Raw genomic sequence first — 18,556 nt, forward strand, 5'->3', positions numbered from 1 at the left:
CAGCCCCAGGATCCGGCTCGGGCCGGAGCCCCGGGCGCGGTCCGAACCAGAGCCTCAGGTCGGATCCGGGGCGGAGCCCCGCGGCGGCCCGGGGCGAAGCCCCACCGCCTCAGCCGCCCGACGTGTCGAGCTCCGCATCCTCACCGACGCCCGCACAGTCGTACGGATCCTTCAGCCACCCGTCCGGCAGCACCACCCGGTTGTTGCCCGACGTCCGCCCGCGCGGCCCATCAGCACCGACGGGCCACGCCTGGTCGAGGTCGAGCTCGTCGAGACCGGCCCGCAGCTCCTCCAGCGAGGAGGTGATCGCGAGCCGCTTGCGCATCTCGGAGCCGACCGCGAAGCCCTTCAGGTACCAGGCGACGTGCTTGCGGAAGTCGATGACGCCCCGCGACTCGTCGCCGATCCACTCTCCGAGCAGCGTCGCATGCCGGACCATGACGTCGGCGACCTCGCGCAGCGAAGGCCGCGCACCGCCTCCATCGGTGCCTCCGGAACGGGCTCCCGTGCCCCCCTCGAAGGCCGCCACCAGATCCGCGAACAGCCAGGGCCGCCCGAGGCAGCCGCGGCCCACGACCACCCCGTCGCAGCCGGTCTCCCGCACCATCCGCAGCGCGTCCTCGGCCGACCAGATGTCGCCGTTGCCGAGCACGGGGATCTCCGGCACGTGCTCCTTGAGGCGGGCGATGGCGTCCCAGTCGGCGGTGCCGCCGTAGTGCTGGGCGGCGGTGCGGCCGTGCAGCGCGATCGCCGTGACGCCCTCCTCGACGGCGATACGGCCGGCGTCCAGGTAGGTGATGTGGTCGTCGTCGATGCCCTTGCGCATCTTCATGGTCACCGGGAGGTCGCCGGCGCCGGAGACCGCCTCGCGCAGGATCGCGCGCAGCAGGTTCCGCTTGTAGGGGAGGGCCGAGCCGCCGCCCTTCCGCGTGACCTTGGGGACCGGGCAGCCGAAGTTCAGGTCGATGTGGTCGGCCAGGTCCTCCTCCGCGATCATGCGGACGGCCTTGCCGACGGTCGCCGGGTCGACGCCGTACAGCTGGATCGAGCGCGGCTTCTCGGTCGCGTCGAAGTGGATCAGCTGCATGGTCTTCTCGTTGCGCTCGACCAGCGCCCGCGTCGTGATCATCTCGCTGACGAACAGGCCCTTGCCGCCGCTGAACTCCCGGCACAGGGTGCGGAAGGGCGCGTTGGTGATCCCCGCCATGGGTGCGAGCACGACAGGCGGTACGACGGCGTGCGGGCCGATGGAGAGCGGGTGGGTCATCAGACGGCTCCGGGGCGGATGTACGGCAGGAGGCAAGGAACCATTGTCCCTCACCCGCCGGACAGCTCCGCCGGCCGCTCCGGCCGCCGCCCGCCGCCCCCGTCGGCGGGGACGTGGGCGACCACCCGGTGGGCCGGTGTCCGCGGGGTCAGCCACAGGGTGCGAGGGTCCCGGCGTCCAGGTGCCGCCCCGCCGTGCACGGGTCATGGACCGGCCGCGTACGGGTCGTGGACGGGTCATGCACCGGTTCCCGTTGGTTCCGGTACCCGGACGAGCACCGCCCGGGTACCCGGCTGGGGCCTGGTCGCGGGCTTGCGATCGCCGTGACCATGTAATAGTCATTAGTTAGAGACACTATTGAAATCGGCGTAGGATGGTATGCATGCCCGAGCTGAGCCACCGCAGACGCATGCTCGTGCTCGCGATCTGCTGCATGAGCCTTCTCATCGTGAGCCTCGACAACACCGTGCTGAACGTCGCGCTGCCCTCGCTGCAGCGCGAACTGCACGCCGCCACCTCCGGCCTGCAGTGGACGATCGACGCGTACACGCTGGTGCTGGCCTCGCTGCTGATGCTGGCGGGCTCGACGGCCGACCGCATCGGCCGCAAGCGGGTCTTCATGGCCGGTCTGGTGGTCTTCTCGATCGGTTCGCTGCTGTGCTCGCTCGCACCGAGTCTGGAGCTGCTGATCGTCTTCCGTATGGTCCAGGCGGTCGGCGGCTCGATGCTCAACCCGGTCGCCATGTCGATCATCACCAACACGTTCACCGACCCGCGTGAGCGTGCCCGCGCCATCGGCGTGTGGGGCGCCGTGGTCGGCATCTCCATGGCGGCCGGCCCGCTGGTCGGCGGCCTGCTCGTGGAGTCGGTCGGCTGGCGTTCGATCTTCTGGATCAACCTCCCGGTCGGCCTCGCGGCCCTGCTGCTCACCCTGCGCTTCGTCCCCGAGTCCCGCGCGCCCAAGGCCCGCCGCCCCGACCCGGTGGGCCAGGTGCTGGTGATCGCCCTGTTCGGCTCGCTGACGTACGCGATCATCCAGGCACCGAGCTCGGGTCCCGGCACGGTCCTGCCCTTCGGCGCGGTGGCGTGCGCCGCCCTGCTGGGGCTGCTGTGGTACGAGCCCCGGCGCGACGAACCCCTCATCGACCTGCGCTTCTTCCGGTCCGCGCCGTTCAGTGGCGCGACCGCGATAGCGATCAGCGCATTCGCGGCGCTGGGCGGCTTCCTGTTCCTGTCCACGCTGTACCTGCAGAACGTGCGCGGCCTGGACGCCCGGCACGCGGGCCTGTGGATGCTGCCGCTGGCCGCGCCGACGTTCCTGTGCGCACCGCTGTCCGGGCGGCTGGTGGGGAGCCGGGGGCCGCGGCTGCCGCTGCTGGTGGCCGGCACCGCGATGACCGCGAGCGGGGTGCTGTTCGCGGCCTTCGAGGCGGAGACGTCGAACGCCACGCTGTTCGCGGGGTACGTGCTGTTCGGCATCGGCTTCGGGTTCGTGAACGCGCCGATCACCAACACGGCGGTGTCCGGGATGCCGAGGGCGCAGGCCGGGGTCGCGGCCGCCGTCGCCTCCACGAGCCGGCAGCTGGGGCAGACGCTGGGCGTGGCGGTCGTGGGGGCCGTACTCGCTTCCGGGGTGGGCTCGTCGTCGTACCGGGAGACGTTCGTGTCGGCCGCCCGGCCCGGGTGGTGGATCCTCACGGGGTGCGGCCTGGCCGTTCTGGTCCTCGGGGCGGTCACCAGCGGACGCTGGGCGCGACGGACCGCCGAGCGCACTGCAAAGAACCTGTCGTCGCCCGAGGTGCGGGAGGTCGTGGGGGCCTCCTAGCGGCCCCGCCGCGGGAGCCGCCCTCGCGGCGCGGACGACACCTGGCACATACGATTCAGGTGTCGAGTCCGTTTTGTAACCATTCGGGAAGTGGCGCCATGGAGGGTATCGCCGATATGGGCGGCACCTCGGGATGGGGTCCCGTTCGTCCGCCCGGACGTGACGAGCCGGTCTTCGGGGAGCCCTGGCAGGGCCGGGCCTTCGCGCTGGCGATCCTCTCCAGCCGGATCGCGAGCGGCGGCATCAACCCGGACGCCTTCCGGCACGCACTGGAGCGCCTGGACCGGGCCGCCTACCTGGACGACGGCTACTACGGGCGCTGGCTCAACGGCGCGGAGCTGATGCTCACCGAGAGGTCCGTCCTGGCACCGGGCGCGATCGGCGCCCGCACCCGCAACCTGCGCGGCGAGCGTGTCCGGGAGCCGCCGGTCCCCGAGCCCTCCGTACCCGCCCACACGCCGGCCGCCGAGGGCTCGCTGCGCTCCGTGGACACCACGCCGGCCTTCGCCGTGGGCGAGCGGGTACGGGCCAGGGGCGAGCCGGTCCCGGGGCACACCCGGCTGCCGGGCTACGCACGGGGACACACCGGCACCGTCGAGGCGGTCCGGCCCGCTGCCGTGCTGCCGGACACCAACGCCCACTTCCTGGGCGAGAACCCGCAGCACGTCTACTCGGTGCGGTTCGACTCGCGCGAGCTGTGGGGCCCCGGCGCCGAACCCTTCGGGCTCACCGTGGAGATGTACGAGAGCTATCTGGAGACCACCTGATGACCACCGCCCACGGCGGCCCGGACGCGTCCGTTCCCGTGGCCCTGCGCACCGAGGCACTCGAACAGCTGCTCACCGAGCGGGGCCTGATCGACCCGGCGGTGATGAACGGGCTCATCGCCACCTACGAGACCAACGTGGGCCCGCTCAACGGCGCCAAGGTCGTCGCCAGGACCTGGACCGACCCGGAGTACCGGCGGCGGCTGCTCGACGACGGCACGGCGGCCATCGCGGAACTCGGCTTCTCGGGGCCGCAGGGCGAACACATCGTCGTGGTGGAGAACACCCCGACCACCCACCACGTCGTGGTGTGCACCCTGTGTTCGTGCTACCCGTGGCCGGTGCTCGGTCTGCCGCCCAGCTGGTACAAGGACCCCGCCTACCGCGCACGCGTGGTCAAGGAGCCCCGCACGGTGCTGTCCGAGATGGGACTCGAACTCGGTGACGACGTACGGATCACCGTCCACGACTCCACCAGCGAGGTGCGCTGGCTGGTCCTGCCCGAGCGTCCGGCCGGCACCGGGCATCTGACCGAGGAACAGCTCGTGCCGCTGGTGACCCGGGACGCGATGGTCGGCGTGGCCAGGGTGGCGGCGCCGTGACCGCGCCGCTGGACATCGGGGGCCCGGCCGCACCACCGCGGTCCAACGGCGAGCTGGTGTTCGCCGAGCCCTGGGAGAGCCGCGCCTTCGGCATGGCCGTGAGCCTGTACGAGGCGGGCGCCTTCACCTGGCCGCGGTTCCAGGCCGCGCTGGTCGCCCGGATCGCCGCCTGGGAGACCTCTGCCGCCCGGGCCGAGCCGTATCCGTACTACCGACTCTGGCTGGCCGCGCTGGAGGACGTGCTCGCCGGCCTGCGCGTCGTCTCCCCGGACGAGGTGAGCGCACGCACCCGTGCGCTGGCGCGACGCCCGCCGGGCCACGACCACCGCGACGACCACGGCCACGAGCACCCCCACGGCCACTGACCGGCGGCGCCCGGGGTCTCCCTTCCGGATCGGGCCGGCTTCACGTCACGGCGCCTCATGGCGATCCCGGCAGGCTCCGAAGGAGAGGCCCCGCAAGAGAGGCCCTAAGGGACCTGGCTCCCCTGTGCCAGCTCCTGCAGCATCTCCAGGCGCCTGCGCGTCTCCTCGTTCTTGGGGGTGTACGTCACCATCCGCGCCCCGGCCTCCGGTCCCAGCCACAGGTCCGTGTGTTCCAAGGTCAGGTGGCCCACGTACGGGTTGAGGAACTCCTTGATCTTGGTGCGGTTGCCCACGACCTCGTGTCGTTCCCAGTTCTCGCGGAACTCCGGGGACTCGGCCTCCAGACGCCTGAGCAGCATCTTCCAGGCGGGCTCGCCAAGGTGGCCGGCCATGGAGGCGCGCAGCCGGGCGGCCATCAGGCGCATGCTGTCCTCCAGGTGCACGATCGCCGCGCGCCATTCGCTGTTGGTGTGCACGAGGAGCATGCAGTTGCGGTCCTCCGGCGGGACCGACTCCAGGTCGCCCAGCAGGCGGGCGTAGGTGCGGTTGTAGGCGAGGATGTCGTACCGGCTGTTCTGGATGCAGGCGGGGATCGGCTCCAGCCCGCGGAGCATCTCCCGCAGGGCCGGGGTGACGCTGGGGCAGCTCGCGGCGGGGGTCGGATCGGCGGCCCCGGCCAGCCGGAAGAGGTGGGCGCGCTCGCTGGCGTCCAGCATCAGGGTGCGGGCGAGGGCGTCCAGGACCTGCACGGAGACCTGGATGTTGCGGGCCTGTTCGAGCCAGGTGTACCAGGTGACGCCGACCGCGGAGAGCTGGGCGACCTCCTCCCGGCGCAGCCCCGGTGTGCGGCGCCGCACACCGCGCGGCAGCCCCACCTGCTCGGGCGTGATGCGCTCGCGCCGGCTGCGCAGGAAGGCGGCCAGCTCGTGCCGCCGGATCTCCGAGCCCCGCGTCGCCGGGGCGCCGGTCTCCTGGGCCATGGTCGTCATCTCTCCAGGGTGCCGCCGTGCGGATCCTGTTTCCAGGTGGTCCTTGTACCAGGATACGGAGGCTCGACCACCTGCCTGGAGGAAGGCACGGTGCGGGCCCCTTCGGGCAGGGGGGTGGCGCGGTGCGGGTCCCCTCGCCCGGAGGCGGCGCGATGCGAGTTGCCTCGTACGGGGGTGGCGCGGTGCGGGTCCCTTCGCGCAGGGGTGGCGCGGTGCCGGTTCGCCGGCCCGGGACCGCGCGGCCGGTCAGATGTGCTGGTCGTCGGGAAAACCGGTCCAGCGCAGTTCGGCGGGCAGATGCCGCATGTCGTTGGAGACGAGGACGGAGGGCGCCCGGCCCGGCGCGTAGCGGATGACCGTGAGGGCGGCGTTGGCGTGGTTGAGGCCGAGCCAGCGCCACTTCGGCGCGTACATGGCGTCCCGGACGAGCCAGGCGAGAAGGAAGTTGTGGGTGACGACCAGTTCGTGCCGGTCCTCCTCGCCGTCCGCCGGCCCGGTGAACAGATCCAGCGCCTGCCGGGCCAGCACGGGTCCCTGCTCCCGCTCCTCGGCGGTGGCACCCTCCAGGAAGCGGAGGTAGAGGTCCGCCGATTCCGCCGGGAGCTCGTCCCTGCCGGGCACATGGGGGACGTAGTCACCCGCGATGTCCGAGACATGCACCGGAACGTCCTTGAGCCGGTCCGCGATCAGGCGGGCGGTCTGCTCCGCGCGGGGCAGCGGGCCGTGGTGGACGGCCGCGAAGGGGACGGCGCTCAGGCGTTCCCCGAGAAGCGTCGCCTGCCGGCGCCCGCTCTCCGTCAGCCCGCTCTCGTCCGGCGACGCCTCCCCGTGCCGCGCGAGATAGAGGTAACGGGTGGCGGTGCCGGTCATGTCGAACTCCTCCGCGCTCGTTGTCGATCTTGTTCCCCCCAAGACGCCGCCTCCTCGGCATCGGTTCCCGGGCCCGCCCCGACCGGGGCGCCCGGCTCCCGGGACACCCAGGAGCAGCCTGTTTCCAGGTAGTTCCGCTACCAGGATCAGGACACTCTGGTACCCGTCTGAGCACGAGCGCAGGCTCGGGGGCATGACACAGATCGCTACGACTCCTGCTGTGCGTGCCCCGGTGGCGACGCCCGCGCTGAGCGGGCCGGGGCTGTTCACCGTTCTGCTGGCCGCGGCGCTGCCGCTGGTCGACTTCTTCATCGTCAATGTCGCCCTGCCGGCCATCGGTGCCGATCTCTCGGCGGGCGAGGCCGTGCTGGAGCTGGTCGTGGCCGGATACGGGGTCGCCTACGCCGTGCTGCTCGTGCTCGGCGGGCGGCTCGGGGACCTGTTCGGGCGGCGCCGGCTGTTCCTCGCCGGTATGGCCGCCTTCGGGGTGACCTCGCTGGCCTGCGGTCTGGCCCCGGGCGCCTGGAGTCTGGTCACGGCGCGGGTCGTGCAGGGGGCGTCGGCCGCGGCCATGCTGCCGCAGGTGCTCGCCACCATCCAGGCCGCCACGAGCGGGCCCCGCCGGGCCCGGGCCATGAGCCTGTACGGCGCGACGGCCGGGCTGTCGATGGTGGCGGGACAGATCCTGGGCGGTGTGCTGGTCGCCGCCGATGTGGCCGGCAGCGGGTGGCGGGCGATCTTCCTGGTCAACGTGCCGGTCGTCCTGGTGGGGCTGGTGCTGGCCGTGCGGTTCGTGCCGGAGACCCGCTCGCAGCACCCGGAACCCGTCGACGTCCCCGGCACGATCCTGCTCGCCGTGTCCCTGCTGACGCTGCTCGCCCCGCTCACCGAGGGCCGGGCGACGGGCTGGCCGCTGTGGACGTGGCTGTCGCTTGCCGCGTTCCCCTTCGCCGCGGGCGCGTTCTACGCGGTGGAGCGGCGGGCGGACCGGCAGGGCCGGACTCCGCTGGTGCCGCCGAGCCTGTTCGCGGTGGCGTCGCTGCGGCGCGGGCTCGTGCTGATACTGCCGTTCTCGATCGGCTTCAGCGGGTTCATGTTCGTGATCGCGCTGGCGCTGCAGCGGGGCGCCGGGCTCGGGCCGGTACCCGCGGGGCTCGCGCTGACGCCGATGGCCGTCACGTTCCTCTTCGTCTCCCTGGCCGGACCGCGGCTGATCGCCCGGTACGGCACCCGGGTGGTCGCCGTCGGTTCCGTCCTGCAGGGCGTCGGCGTCCTGTTGGTCGTCCTGGCCGCCTGGCGCACCTGGCCGCACCTGGGCTTCGCCTCGCTGCTGCCGGGGGCCGCCGTCGCCGGGGCCGGGCAGGCGCTCCAGCTCCCCAACATGTTCCGGATCGTGATGTCCGAGGTGCCGCCGGCCCGGGCGGGTGTCGGCAGCGGTGTGATGGTGACCACCCAGCAGTCCGCGCTGGCCCTGGGTGTGGCCACCCTCGGCACCCTCTTCCTCTCGCTGGTCCCGCACCAGGGCATGCGGGACGCGCTGGTCGTCACGCTGCTGGTGCAGCTGGCCGGGATCGTCCTGACCGGGCTGCTGAGTCTGCGGCTGCCCCGCACGGTCGGCTGAGCCGAGGACACGGCTTGGCCAACACGCCGTTAATGCCCCCCTCTTGATGTTGCTCCTGCTGCACACTCCTTGCGGTCGGGTGTGCCGGACGCGGGGAGGCGTCATGCCGCAGGACAACAGCACGAGCAAGGTCAGCCGTTGGGACCAGCACGGCCGGGAGCACGTGGTCCGGGTGCGGCGCGCGGGCGTACAGCGCACGATCCACTGCGACACCTGCGGCTGGCGCAAGGGGGCCCAGTTCCTGCCCTGGCTGAAGGCGGAGGAGCACCTGGCCGAGGCCCATCAGGCGACGGTGGATCCGGCGGCCACCCGGCAGCCGTCCCGCTGACGCCCACTGAGGCCCGTTCGTTCTACCGGCCGGGCGGCGCCGAAAGGGAACGGTGAGCTTACAGACGCCCACCAACCGCTCTGACCTGCGGCTTTTACCTGAGCGCAAGGCTTTTCCGGCCTGTCCCGAGTGGCCGGGTCCGCGACCGGACGCCAGCCTGGGAGGGTCCATCGAGCGACAGGACGGGAGACACACATGACCTCCGTACTCCGCCACCACTGCCTGCGCGCGCTCGGCGCCGGTGCCCTCTCCGTGGCGCTGCTCTCCGGCGGGACGGCCGGAGCCCTCGCCGCCGGCAGCAGCCCCGGCAACGCCATGGCCTCGATCACGGTCAAGGCCGACAAGACATCGGTGAACGCCGGTGACAAGGTGGCGTTCGTCGGACGCACCAAGGGCCTGAAGGTCGGCACCCCGCTCGTGCTCCAGCACGAGAAGTCCGGCAAGTGGACCTCGTTGAGGGCGACCACCAAGGTCAAGAAGGGCAGCGCGTACGCCCTGATCGCCAAGCTCAACACCAAGGGCACCGAGCATCTGCGGATCGCGGGCGCGAACTCGTCCGGAAAGGTCTACTCGCCCACCGTGACGGTCAAGGTGAAGTGAGCCCGCGCACCAGCAGGTCCACGACCTCCTCGAACTCCTCCTGGATGCCGGGCTGCTGCCACTCGCGGGCGTAGCAGGGGTCGTGGAAGCGGCCGGTGGCGTGGAAGACGGCCCGGGCCGCGGCGGCCGGGTCGGGCACCGTGAACGCACCCGACCCGGCTCCCGCCTCGATGATCCGGGTCAGCTGGGCGATCAGGTCGGCGAGGTGCTCGCCGACCGCCGTGACGTTCTCGTCGGTGAGCACCGTGTAGGTGGCGAACAGTTCGGGGTCGTCACCGGCCTTGTGCCGCTTGGCCTCGAACAGGGCGGCGAGCCAGGCCCGCAGCCGCTCCTCGGGAGTGCCGTCCCCGGCGACGATGACGGCCAGTTTCTCCGACGTCCGGTCCAGCCACCGCTTGGTCACGGCCTCGCGCAGCACCGCCTTGGTACGGAAGTGCCGGTAGACGCTGCCGTGGCTGACGCCGAGCGCGCGGGCCACGTCGACCACGGTGGCCTTGGCCGGGCCGTGGCGGCGCAGCACCTCCTCGGTCGCTTCGAGGATGCGCTCGGCGGTCAGGGTCTCGGTGGGCGGTGCCATGCCCTAGACCGTACCCGGCGTCATGGTCAGCGCTCGCTGTCGAGGTGGGCCATGGCCGCGGTCGGATAGCGGTCGCCGGCCGCCGCGTCCGCCGGCACGGCCTGCTCGATCGCCGCCAGGTCGGCCTCGTCGAGGGTCACGTCCAGCGCGCCCAGCGACTCGGTCAGCCGCTCGCGGGTGCGGGCGCCGACGAGCGGCACGATGTCCTCGCCGCGGGAGAGCACCCAGGCGATGGCGGTCTGTGCGACGGTGACGCCCTTCTCCTCGGCGATCTTGCGGAGCGCGTCGACGAGGTCGAGGTTGCGCTGGAGGTTGTCGCCCTGGAAGCGGGGCGAGTACGCACGGAAGTCGTTCGCGGCGAGCTGCCGGTCGCGGGCGAAGTGCCCGGAGATCAGGCCGCGGGACAGGACGCCGTACGCGGTGACGGAGATGCCCAGCTCACGGGTGGTCGGCAGGATCGACCGCTCGATGCCGCGGGAGATGAGCGAGTACTCGATCTGGAGGTCCGCGACGGGCGCGGTGGCGGCGGCCCGGCGGATGGTCTCGGCGCCGACCTCGCTCAGGCCGATGTGCCGGACGTACCCCTTCTCGATCAGCTCGGCGATCGCGCCGACGGTCTCCTCGACCGGCACGTCCGGGTCGAGGCGGGCGATCCGGTAGACGTCGATGTGGTCGACGCCGAGGCGCTGGAGGGAGTAGGCGGCGAAGTTCTTCACGGCGGCGGGACGGCCGTCGTAGCCGCTCCAGCCGCCGTCCGGGTCGCGCAGGGCGCCGAACTTCACGCTGACCAGCGCCTGTTCGCGGCGGGCGGCGGGCGCGCCGCGCAGGGCCTCGCCGATCAGCATCTCGTTGTGGCCCATGGCGTAGAAGTCGCCGGTGTCCAGGAGGGTCACGCCCGCCTCCAGGGCGGCGTGAATGGTCGCGACGGACTCGGCGCGGTCGGCGTCGCCGTACAGGGCGGACATGCCCATGCAGCCGAGGCCGAGGGCGGAGACCTGGGGGCCGGTGGTTCCGAGGGTTCGGGTTCGCATCGTCATGTCCTTCACCCTGCCATGACAGGTGACAGATTTCAATATCTGTCAGTCCATACTTGTCAGCCGTACCTGATCGACCTCGCGAACGGCTTGGTCCAGACCTATTGACGAGAGGTCTGGACCACATGCACTGTCATGAGCAACGCACTGTCATGCCTACGACACCTCACCGCACCCCCACCGGGAGGCTCCGCATGCTCCGCCGTACGCTGCGCCTGCTCACCGCCGCACTCACCACGGCCGTCCTCGCCCCGCTCGCGATCGCCACCGCCCCCACCGCCTCGGCCGCCGACACCTGTGCCGTGAAGTCACGGCCGGCCGGCAAGGTGCTCCAGGGCTACTGGGAGAACTGGGACGGCTCCGCCAACGGCGTCCACCCGCCCTTCGGCTGGACCCCGATCACCGACTCCCGCATCCCCGCGCACGGCTACAACGTGATCGACGCGGCGTTCCCGGTCATCCGCTCGGACGGCACGGCCCTGTGGGAGGACGGCATGGACAGCGGCGTGAAGGTGGCCACGCCCGCCGAGATGTGCGCGGCCAAGGCGTCCGGCCAGACGATCCTGCTCTCCATCGGCGGTGCGGCGGCCGGTATCGACCTGAACTCCTCCGCCGTCGCCGACCGGTTCGTCGCGACCGTCGTCCCCATCCTGAAGAAGTACAACTTCGACGGCATCGACATCGACATCGAGACCGGCCTGACGGGCAGCGGGGACATCACCCGGCCCTCCGCGTCCCAGGCCAACCTGATCCGCATCATCGACGGCATCCTGGCCCAGATGCCCTCCGGCTTCGGCCTGACCATGGCCCCGGAGACCGCGTACGTCACCGGCGGCAGCATCACCTACGGCTCGATCTGGGGCGCGTACCTGCCCGTCATCAAGAAGTACGCGGACAACGGCCGCCTGTGGTGGCTGAACATGCAGTACTACAACGGCAGCATGTACGGCTGCTCCGGCGACTCCTACTCGGCGGGCACGGTGGCCGGCTTCACCGCACAGACCGACTGCCTCGACAAGGGCCTGGTGGTGCAGGGCACGACGATCCGGGTGCCGTACGACAAGCAGGTGCCGGGCCTGCCCGCGCAGCCGGGCGCGGGCGGCGGCTACATGTCGCCCGCACTGGTCTCCCAGGCCTGGAAGCACTACGGCAGCTCGCTCAAGGGCCTGATGACCTGGTCGGTCAACTGGGACGGCTCGAAGAACTGGACCTTCGGCGACAACGTCAAGGCGCTGCAAGGGCGTTGACGTCAGCGGGCGGTCAGCGCCAGCTTCGCGCCGAGCGCCACGAAGGACCCGGCGAAGCTCCTGCGCAGCCACGTCATCACACGCGGACGTGAGGTGATGTGGCTGCGCACGGATGCGGCCAGGATGCCGTAGGCGGCGAAGACGACGAAGGTCAGCAGCATGAAGACGCCGCTGAGCGCGAGCATGCGCGGCAGGGCGTGCGGCCGGCCGGGGTCGACGAACTGCGGCAGGAACGCGAGGAAGAAGATCGTCAGCTTCGGGTTGAGGATGTTGACCAGCACGCCCCGGACGATCAGCCGGAGCGGACCGGCGGCGGCCGGGTCCCGCTCGACCACGATCGCCTCCTTGTCCCGGAGCGTGGCCCACGCCATGTGGAGCAGATAGGCGACACCGGCGTACTTCACCACCTGGAAGGCCGCCGCGCTCGCGTTCAGCAGCGCGGCCAGTCCGGTGACGGTGGCCAGGACGTGCGGGACGATCCCGAGCGTGCAGGCGAAGGCGGCGACGATGCTCGCGCGGCGGCCGTGGGAGAGCGCGGCGGCGAGGGTGTAGACGACGCCGGTGCCCGGGGTGACGACGACGATCAGGGTGGTCAGCAGGAAGGCAGGACTCATGGGGCCACCCTCGCGACGGGGGCGGTGCCGGGACAGGGCCAATCCCGGTGCGCCATGGAGGACCAATGTCCTTTGGGAGTCAGAGGGAACGGCAGGCACGGACGGGCACCGGAAGGCACGGGCGGACAACGGAAGACAGGACGGGCACCGGAAGGGGCGGGCGGGCACGGGCGGGGTGACCGACTCCGTTGGACACGGTTCGGGGACGCTCGGAGAATGGAAGTTGTCGGCGAGCAGTCACCGAGGCGGCGCCTGCCGTCGACCGTGCGGTGCTCTCGCGCCGCCGAGGAGGCCTGCCATGAGCATCCGCATCGCCACCTTCAACATGGAGAACCTCTTCCGCCGTCCCACGGCCTTCCGCCTCCCGGAGCCGGCGAAGCGGGAGGAAATCCTCAGGGACTTCGACAAGTTGGTCGCACTCCTCGACCTGCCGGCGTACACGGACGACGACAAGAAGGAGATCGCCCGGCTCATCAAGACGTACAGGGCGTACGACATCGACCCGAAGAACCCGCCGCCGATCCTCATCAACCAGTCCCGCCCGGGCAAGCGCTCCGGGCTGTTCGAGACGTCCGGGCCGGCGAACGACCCCGCCGTCGAGATCACGGCCGGCGGCCGCGCCTCGTGGGCAGGCTGGGCCGAACTCGGGCAGGAGGACCTCGACCTGAGCGTGGTGCGGAACACCGCCCGGGTGGTCTCGGAGGTCGACGCCGACATCCTGCTGACGGTGGAGGTCGAGGACCGGCTCACCCTGGAACGCTTCAACACCCAGGTCCTGGCAGGGGCGCTGGGCAGGCGGCCGTACCCGTACAACCTGCTGGTCGACGGCAACGACGCCCGGGGCATCGACATCGGGATCCTCAGCCGTCACCCGATCACGTCCGTCCGGTCCCACATCTTCGACACCGACCCGGAACGTCCCGCCGACAGGCTGTTCAGCCGTGACTGCCCCGAGTTCGAGATCCAGCTCGACGGATCGCCGCTGGTGATCCTCGGCAACCACCTCAAGAGCAAGTTCCAGGACGATCCGGAGCTGCGGCTGGCCCAGGCGAAGCGGGTCGCGGACATCTACCGGGAGGCCGCGGAGCGCACCCCGCACGTCATGGTCGCCGGAGATCTCAACGACGACCCGGAGAGCGAAGCGGTCGCGGAGCTGCTGGACACCGGTCTGCGCGATGTGATGAGCCACCGCTCCTACCACGGGGACCCCGGCACCCACGGGAAGTGCGCCTCACCCCGGGACAAGCTCGACTACCTGCTGCTTCCGCCGCCGCTGTGGCACCAGGTGCAGCACGTGGGGCTGGAGACCCGCGGAATCTTCGCGGACGGCATCAAGTCCTTCGACACGGTGACCTCGAAACTCAACGAGGCGTCCGACCACGCGTCGCTCTACGTGGACCTGGACCTGTAACCGGAAACACCCACCGACAGACCGAGCCGACCGGACGAACGGCCCCTGCAACCAGAACGCCCACCCTCCAGCCGAGCGAGTCGGTTGGAGGGTGGGCGAAGAATACGGGGGTCCGGGGGCAGAGCCCCCGGACGTCAGCCGCAGCGAACCTCAGCAGCCCAGCAGACGGCTGGCGAGGTACCCCTCGATCTGGTCCAGCGAAACCCGCTCCTGCTTCATCGAGTCCCGCTCACGAACGGTCACCGCATTGTCCTCGAGCGTGTCGAAGTCGACGGTCACACAGTACGGCGTACCGATCTCGTCCTGACGGCGGTAGCGGCGGCCGATGGCGCCGGCGTCGTCGAACTCGATGTTCCAGTGCTGGCGCAGCGCCTGGGCGAGCCCCTTGGCCTTCGGGGACAGCTCGGGGTTGCGGGACAGCGGGAGCACCGCGACCTTCACCGGGGCCAGACGGTGGTCGAGGCGCAGCACCGTCCGCTTCTCCATCTTGCCCTTGGCGTTCGGCGCCTCGTCCTCGACGTAGGCGTCGAGCAGGAAGGCCAGCATGGTGCGGCCGACACCGGCGGCGGGCTCGATGACGTACGGCGTCCAGCGCTCGCCGGCCTCCTGGTCGAAGTACGACAGGTCCTGGCCCGAGGCCTTCGAGTGCGCGCCCAGGTCGTAGTCCGTCCGGTTGGCGACACCCTCCAGCTCGCCCCACTCGCTGCCGCCGAACTGGAAGCGGTACTCGATGTCGGCGGTGCGCTTGGAGTAGTGGGAGAGCTTCTCCTTCGGGTGCTCGTACCAGCGCATGTTCTCAGTGCGCAGGCCCAGGCCCGTGTACCAGTTCCAGCGCTGCTCCATCCAGTACTCCTGCCACGTCTCGTCCTCGCCCGGCTTGACGAAGAACTCCATCTCCATCTGCTCGAACTCGCGGGTGCGGAAGATGAAGTTGCCGGGCGTGATCTCGTTGCGGAAGGACTTGCCCATCTGCGCGATGCCGAACGGCGGCTTGCGGCGCGAGGTGGTCTGCACCTGGGCGAAGTTGGTGAAGATGCCCTGGGCGGTCTCGGGGCGCAGGTAGGCGACGGAGCCGGAGTCCTGGGTGGGGCCGAGGTGGGTGGAGAGCAGACCCGAGAACTGCTTGGGCTCGGTGAACTGGCCCTTGTTGCCGCAGTTCGGGCAGTTGATGTCGGCCAGGCCGTTCTCGGGGGCGCGGCCCTTCTTCTCCTCGTACGCCTCTTCCAGGTGATCGGCGCGGAACCGCTTGTGACAGGCGGTGCACTCGGTCAGCGGGTCCGTGAAGGTGGCGACGTGACCGGAGGCGACCCAGACCTCGGAGGCCAGGATCACGGACGAGTCGATACCGACGACGTCCTCGCGCGACGTCACCATGTAGCGCCACCACTGACGCTTGATGTTCTCCTTGAGCTCGACACCCAGCGGTCCGTAGTCCCAGGCGGCACGCTGTCCGCCGTAGATCTCACTGCACGGGAAAACGAAGCCACGGCGCTTGCTCAGGCTGACGATGGTGTCGATCTTGTCGGCGGCCACGGTGCTCTCTTCATTACGTCGACGGGCGTTGAAGCGAGATGCTTCCAGCGAATGATTCAGGTTACCGGCGCAGGCTCCCCCTCGGCCAAATCGGCCCCCCTCTCCACGCTCCCCACCAGGCTTGTTGACAACGGTTTCCATATTTGTTGAAAATGACTGTCATGAACGTACGACGCCGCCTCATATCCGCGGCCGCTGCGACCGCGGTCACCGCCCTCGGGCTGGGCTCGCTCACCGCCTGTTCCGGTGACACCGCGGCAGCGGCCAACACCAGCAAGTTCGACGTCGTCGCGTCGTTCTATCCGATGGCCTTCCTGGCCGAGCGGATCGGCGGCAGCCACGTCCACGTCACCACGCTCACCTCCCCCGGCCAGGAGCCGCACGACCTGGAGATCAGCCCGCAGCAGATCGCCGGGCTCCAGGAGTCCGACGCGGTCCTGTACCTGAAGAACCTCCAGCCCTCCGTCGACGCCGCGGTGGCCCAGTCCCCGGTGAAGACGAAGATCGACGCCGCCTCGCTGACCACACTGGAGCAGCACGGCAACGAGGTCGGCGGCCACGCGGCCGCGCACGACACGCACCAGGGCGAGGAGTCCGGCGGCAAAGACCCGCACATCTGGCTCGACCCGGTGCGTTACGCCCAGGTCGCCGAGGGCGTCGGCAAGGCCTTCGAAAAGGCCGACCCCAAGCACGCGGCCGACTACAGGAAGAACACCACGGCCCTGGTCACCAAGCTGAACGACCTGGACGGACAGTTCAAGGACGGCCTCGCGCACACGAGGACCAAGGTCTTCATCACCACGCACGCCGCCTTCGGCTACCTCGCCGAGCGCTACGGCCTGACCGAAGAGGCCATCAACGGCCTCGACCCCGAGTCCGAGCCCAGCGCCGCGCGCGTGAAGGACCTGGAGAACATGGCCAGGGCCGACGGAGTCACCACCGTCTTCTACGAGACGCTCGTCAGCGACAGGACCGCGAAGACGATCGCGGGCGACACGGGTCTGAAGACGGACGTCCTCGACCCGCTGGAGGGCATCACCGCCAAGTCCCGCGGCAAGGACTACTTCTCGGTCCAGGAAGCCAACCTCAAGGCGCTCCAGCACGCCCTGGGCGCCCAGTGACCGGCACGGAGGACGACACCATGGGAGAGCCCGTCATAGCCCTGCGCGGGGTGCGGGCGGAACTGGGCTCGCGCCCGGTGCTGCGCGGCATCGACCTGACCGTGCGCGCCGGCGAGGTCGTCGCGCTGCTCGGCGCGAACGGCTCCGGCAAGTCGACGGCCGTGCGCAGCGTCATCGGCCAGGTCCCGGTGAGCGGCGGCACGATCGAGCTGTTCGGCACCCCGCGCCGCAGCTTTTGCGACTGGGCGCGCGTGGGCTACGTACCGCAGCGCACCACGGCCGCCGGCGGGGTCCCCGCCACGGTGACCGAGATCGTCTCCTCGGGCCGTCTGGCCCGCACCCGCTTCGGCTTCTTCCGCAGGGCCGACCGCGAGGCCGTCGCCCGCGCCCTGGAGCTGGTCGGCATGGCGGACCGCGCCAAGGACTCGGTGACCGCGCTCTCCGGCGGCCAGCACCAGCGGGTGCTGATCGCCCGCGCCCTGGCCGCCGAGCCGGAGCTGCTGATCATGGACGAGCCGATGGCGGGCGTCGACCTGGCCAGCCAGGAGGTGCTCGCCCGCACGCTCCGCGAGCAGGTGGCGGCCGGTGCCACGGTCCTGCTCGTCCTGCACGAACTGGGGCCCCTGGAGCCGCTGATCGACCGCGCGGTCGTTCTGCGCGACGGCTGCGTGGTGCACGACGGGCCGCCGCCGCAGGCGGTCGGCCAGCACGCCCTGCCCGGCCACGACCACGTACACCCGCACGCGCCCACGGGTGCCGAACCGATCCGCACGGGACTGCTGAGCTGATGGACCTCCTGAACTACGCCTTCATGCAGCGGGCGCTCCTCGCGGCCGTCCTGGTCGGCATCACCGCGCCCGCGATCGGCATCTACCTGGTCCAGCGCCGCCAGCCCCTGATGGGCGACGGCATCGGGCACGTGGCGATGACCGGTGTCGGCCTCGGCTTCCTGCTGCACGCCTCGCCGGTGTGGATGGCCACGGCCGTCTCCGCGCTCGGCTCGGTCCTGATGGAGCTGATCCGCTGGTACGGGAAGGCACGCGGCGACATCGCCCTGGCGATGCTCTTCTACGGCGGCATGGCCGGCGGCGTGATGTTCGTCAACATCGCACCGGGCGGCTCCAACGCCAACCTGATGTCGTACCTGTTCGGCTCGCTGTCGACGGTCGCGCCCTCGGACGTGACCGCGATCGTGATCCTCGCCGCGTTCGTGGTCGCCGTGACCCTCGGGCTGCGCCGCCAGCTGTTCGCGGTCAGCCAGGACGAGGAGTTCGCACGGGTCACCGGGCTGCCGGTGCGCGCCCTGAACCTGCTCGTCGCCATCACCGCGGCCGTCACGGTGACCGTCGCCATGCGGGTGGTCGGCCTGATCCTGGTCTCCGCGCTCATGGTCGTACCGGTCGCCGCCGCGCAGCAGCTCACCCGCAGCTTCGCCGCGACCTTCGCGATCGCCGTCGCCATCGGCGTCACCGTGTCGGTCGGCGGCGCCGTCACCTCCTTCTACCAGGACGTGCCGCCCGGTGCGACGGTCGTCCTGCTGACCATCGGCGCGTTCGTCGTCCTCACCGCCCTGGCCACCCCGCTGGCCCGCCGACGCGCCCGCGCGGCCGCCGCGGCACAGCCCGCGGGCGACCCGGCGGAGTGCTCGATTCCGGCCACCCGGGGGGCCTCCGACGAGGTCGGCGTCTGACCGCGCACGGCCCGGGCTGGCAGAATGGCCCGGGCAGACGCGAGACGTGAGCTTGGGAGACAGGCGCTCCACAGGCGAGCGAGCCACCAAAGGAG

At 71.0% G+C, this 18,556-nt stretch carries 19 protein-coding genes; 12 read left to right on the forward strand and 7 right to left on the reverse strand.

All coding sequences use genetic code 11. From position 1 onward, the window contains the following. Positions 1-109: 109 nt before the first annotated feature. Positions 110-1,267 (reverse strand): tRNA dihydrouridine synthase DusB, encoded by a 1,158-nt coding sequence (dusB, locus tag ACFZCP_RS18995; RefSeq protein ID WP_391428193.1) that lies wholly within the window; start codon positions 1,265-1,267, stop codon positions 110-112. Positions 1,268-1,649: 382 nt separating this feature from the next. Between dusB and ACFZCP_RS19000 the strand changes: the two genes are divergently transcribed. The 4 genes from ACFZCP_RS19000 (at position 1,650) to ACFZCP_RS19015 (ending at position 4,826) form a co-directional block, all read left to right on the forward strand. After that, positions 1,650-3,092, forward strand: a complete 1,443-nt coding sequence (locus ACFZCP_RS19000; RefSeq protein ID WP_391428194.1) for a DHA2 family efflux MFS transporter permease subunit — start codon at positions 1,650-1,652, stop codon at positions 3,090-3,092. Between the two features lie 98 nt (positions 3,093-3,190). After that, positions 3,191-3,859 (forward strand): nitrile hydratase subunit beta, encoded by a 669-nt coding sequence (nthB, locus tag ACFZCP_RS19005; RefSeq protein ID WP_391428195.1) that lies wholly within the window; start codon positions 3,191-3,193, stop codon positions 3,857-3,859. Next, on the forward strand, positions 3,859-4,461 hold the full coding sequence (gene nthA, locus ACFZCP_RS19010; RefSeq protein WP_391428196.1) for a nitrile hydratase subunit alpha: 603 nt from the start codon (positions 3,859-3,861) through the stop codon (positions 4,459-4,461). The genes nthB and nthA overlap by 1 nt, the downstream gene beginning before the upstream one ends. After that, entirely contained in the window at positions 4,458-4,826 is a 369-nt protein-coding gene (locus tag ACFZCP_RS19015) for a nitrile hydratase accessory protein (RefSeq protein WP_391428197.1), read from the forward strand. The genes nthA and ACFZCP_RS19015 overlap by 4 nt, the downstream gene beginning before the upstream one ends. A gap of 104 nt (positions 4,827-4,930) precedes the next feature. Here the strand turns inward: ACFZCP_RS19015 and ACFZCP_RS19020 are convergent, their stop codons facing one another. Both ACFZCP_RS19020 and ACFZCP_RS19025 read right to left on the reverse strand, forming a co-directional pair. Continuing rightward, on the reverse strand, positions 4,931-5,815 hold the full coding sequence (locus ACFZCP_RS19020) for a helix-turn-helix domain-containing protein (protein ID WP_391428198.1): 885 nt from the start codon (positions 5,813-5,815) through the stop codon (positions 4,931-4,933). A gap of 246 nt (positions 5,816-6,061) precedes the next feature. After that, positions 6,062-6,685: a histidine phosphatase family protein gene (locus ACFZCP_RS19025; protein ID WP_391428199.1), complete on the reverse strand. Its 624-nt coding sequence runs from the start codon at positions 6,683-6,685 to the stop codon at positions 6,062-6,064. Between the two features lie 193 nt (positions 6,686-6,878). On the opposite strand from ACFZCP_RS19025, the gene ACFZCP_RS19030 reads away from it, so the two are divergent. The 3 genes from ACFZCP_RS19030 to ACFZCP_RS19040 all read left to right on the forward strand — a co-directional run bounded on the left by ACFZCP_RS19030 (position 6,879) and on the right by ACFZCP_RS19040 (position 9,234). After that, a complete protein-coding gene (locus ACFZCP_RS19030) occupies positions 6,879-8,306 on the forward strand; it encodes an MFS transporter (protein ID WP_391428200.1) in 1,428 nt (475 codons plus the stop codon). 103 nt (positions 8,307-8,409) lie between these two features. Further along, on the forward strand, positions 8,410-8,634 hold the full coding sequence (locus ACFZCP_RS19035) for a hypothetical protein (RefSeq protein ID WP_391428201.1): 225 nt from the start codon (positions 8,410-8,412) through the stop codon (positions 8,632-8,634). Positions 8,635-8,829: 195 nt separating this feature from the next. After that, the gene (locus ACFZCP_RS19040; RefSeq protein ID WP_391428202.1) at positions 8,830-9,234 is read left to right on the forward strand and encodes a hypothetical protein; all 405 of its coding nucleotides are present in this window, start codon (positions 8,830-8,832) and stop codon (positions 9,232-9,234) included. Here the strand turns inward: ACFZCP_RS19040 and ACFZCP_RS19045 are convergent. Together ACFZCP_RS19045 and ACFZCP_RS19050 are read right to left on the reverse strand one after the other, a co-directional pair. Next, complete coding sequence (locus tag ACFZCP_RS19045) at positions 9,221-9,811, reverse strand: TetR family transcriptional regulator (protein WP_362678608.1); 591 nt, start codon at positions 9,809-9,811, stop codon at positions 9,221-9,223. The two genes, ACFZCP_RS19040 and ACFZCP_RS19045, sit on opposite strands and share 14 nt — an antisense overlap. Before the next feature lie 26 nt (positions 9,812-9,837). Next, complete coding sequence (locus ACFZCP_RS19050; protein WP_391428203.1) at positions 9,838-10,848, reverse strand: aldo/keto reductase; 1,011 nt, start codon at positions 10,846-10,848, stop codon at positions 9,838-9,840. A gap of 191 nt (positions 10,849-11,039) precedes the next feature. Between ACFZCP_RS19050 and ACFZCP_RS19055 the strand changes: the two genes are divergently transcribed. Further along, a complete protein-coding gene (locus ACFZCP_RS19055) occupies positions 11,040-12,092 on the forward strand; it encodes a glycosyl hydrolase family 18 protein (protein WP_391428204.1) in 1,053 nt (350 codons plus the stop codon). A 2-nt stretch (positions 12,093-12,094) separates the two neighbouring features. Here the strand turns inward: ACFZCP_RS19055 and ACFZCP_RS19060 are convergent, their stop codons facing one another. Next, positions 12,095-12,706, reverse strand: coding sequence for a LysE family transporter (locus ACFZCP_RS19060; RefSeq protein ID WP_391428205.1), 612 nt, complete (start codon positions 12,704-12,706; stop codon positions 12,095-12,097). A gap of 298 nt (positions 12,707-13,004) precedes the next feature. On the opposite strand from ACFZCP_RS19060, the gene ACFZCP_RS19065 reads away from it, so the two are divergent. Next, the gene (locus ACFZCP_RS19065) at positions 13,005-14,117 is read left to right on the forward strand and encodes an endonuclease/exonuclease/phosphatase family protein (protein ID WP_391428206.1); all 1,113 of its coding nucleotides are present in this window, start codon (positions 13,005-13,007) and stop codon (positions 14,115-14,117) included. A 150-nt stretch (positions 14,118-14,267) separates the two neighbouring features. On the opposite strand, the gene ACFZCP_RS19070 is transcribed toward ACFZCP_RS19065, so the two are convergent. Further along, positions 14,268-15,650, reverse strand: a complete 1,383-nt coding sequence (locus ACFZCP_RS19070; RefSeq protein ID WP_362678593.1) for a glycine--tRNA ligase — start codon at positions 15,648-15,650, stop codon at positions 14,268-14,270. Positions 15,651-15,811: 161 nt separating this feature from the next. Here ACFZCP_RS19070 and ACFZCP_RS19075 point away from each other — a divergent pair, with 161 nt between their 5' ends. Genes ACFZCP_RS19075 through ACFZCP_RS19085 form a run of 3 tightly spaced genes read left to right on the forward strand, consistent with a single transcriptional unit; the run spans position 15,812 to position 18,461 of the window. Beyond that, a complete protein-coding gene (locus ACFZCP_RS19075) occupies positions 15,812-16,771 on the forward strand; it encodes a metal ABC transporter solute-binding protein, Zn/Mn family (RefSeq protein WP_391428207.1) in 960 nt (319 codons plus the stop codon). Between the two features lie 20 nt (positions 16,772-16,791). Beyond that, on the forward strand, positions 16,792-17,559 hold the full coding sequence (locus ACFZCP_RS19080; RefSeq protein WP_391428208.1) for an ATP-binding cassette domain-containing protein: 768 nt from the start codon (positions 16,792-16,794) through the stop codon (positions 17,557-17,559). Further along, the gene (locus ACFZCP_RS19085; RefSeq protein ID WP_362678584.1) at positions 17,559-18,461 is read left to right on the forward strand and encodes a metal ABC transporter permease; all 903 of its coding nucleotides are present in this window, start codon (positions 17,559-17,561) and stop codon (positions 18,459-18,461) included. Before ACFZCP_RS19080 ends, ACFZCP_RS19085 begins: the two co-directional genes overlap by 1 nt. The last annotated feature ends 95 nt before the right edge of the window (positions 18,462-18,556 follow it).

Origin of the sequence: Streptomyces sp. NPDC007971, assembly GCF_042958635.1 — a bacterium.
Lineage (GTDB): Bacteria > Actinomycetota > Actinomycetes > Streptomycetales > Streptomycetaceae > Streptomyces.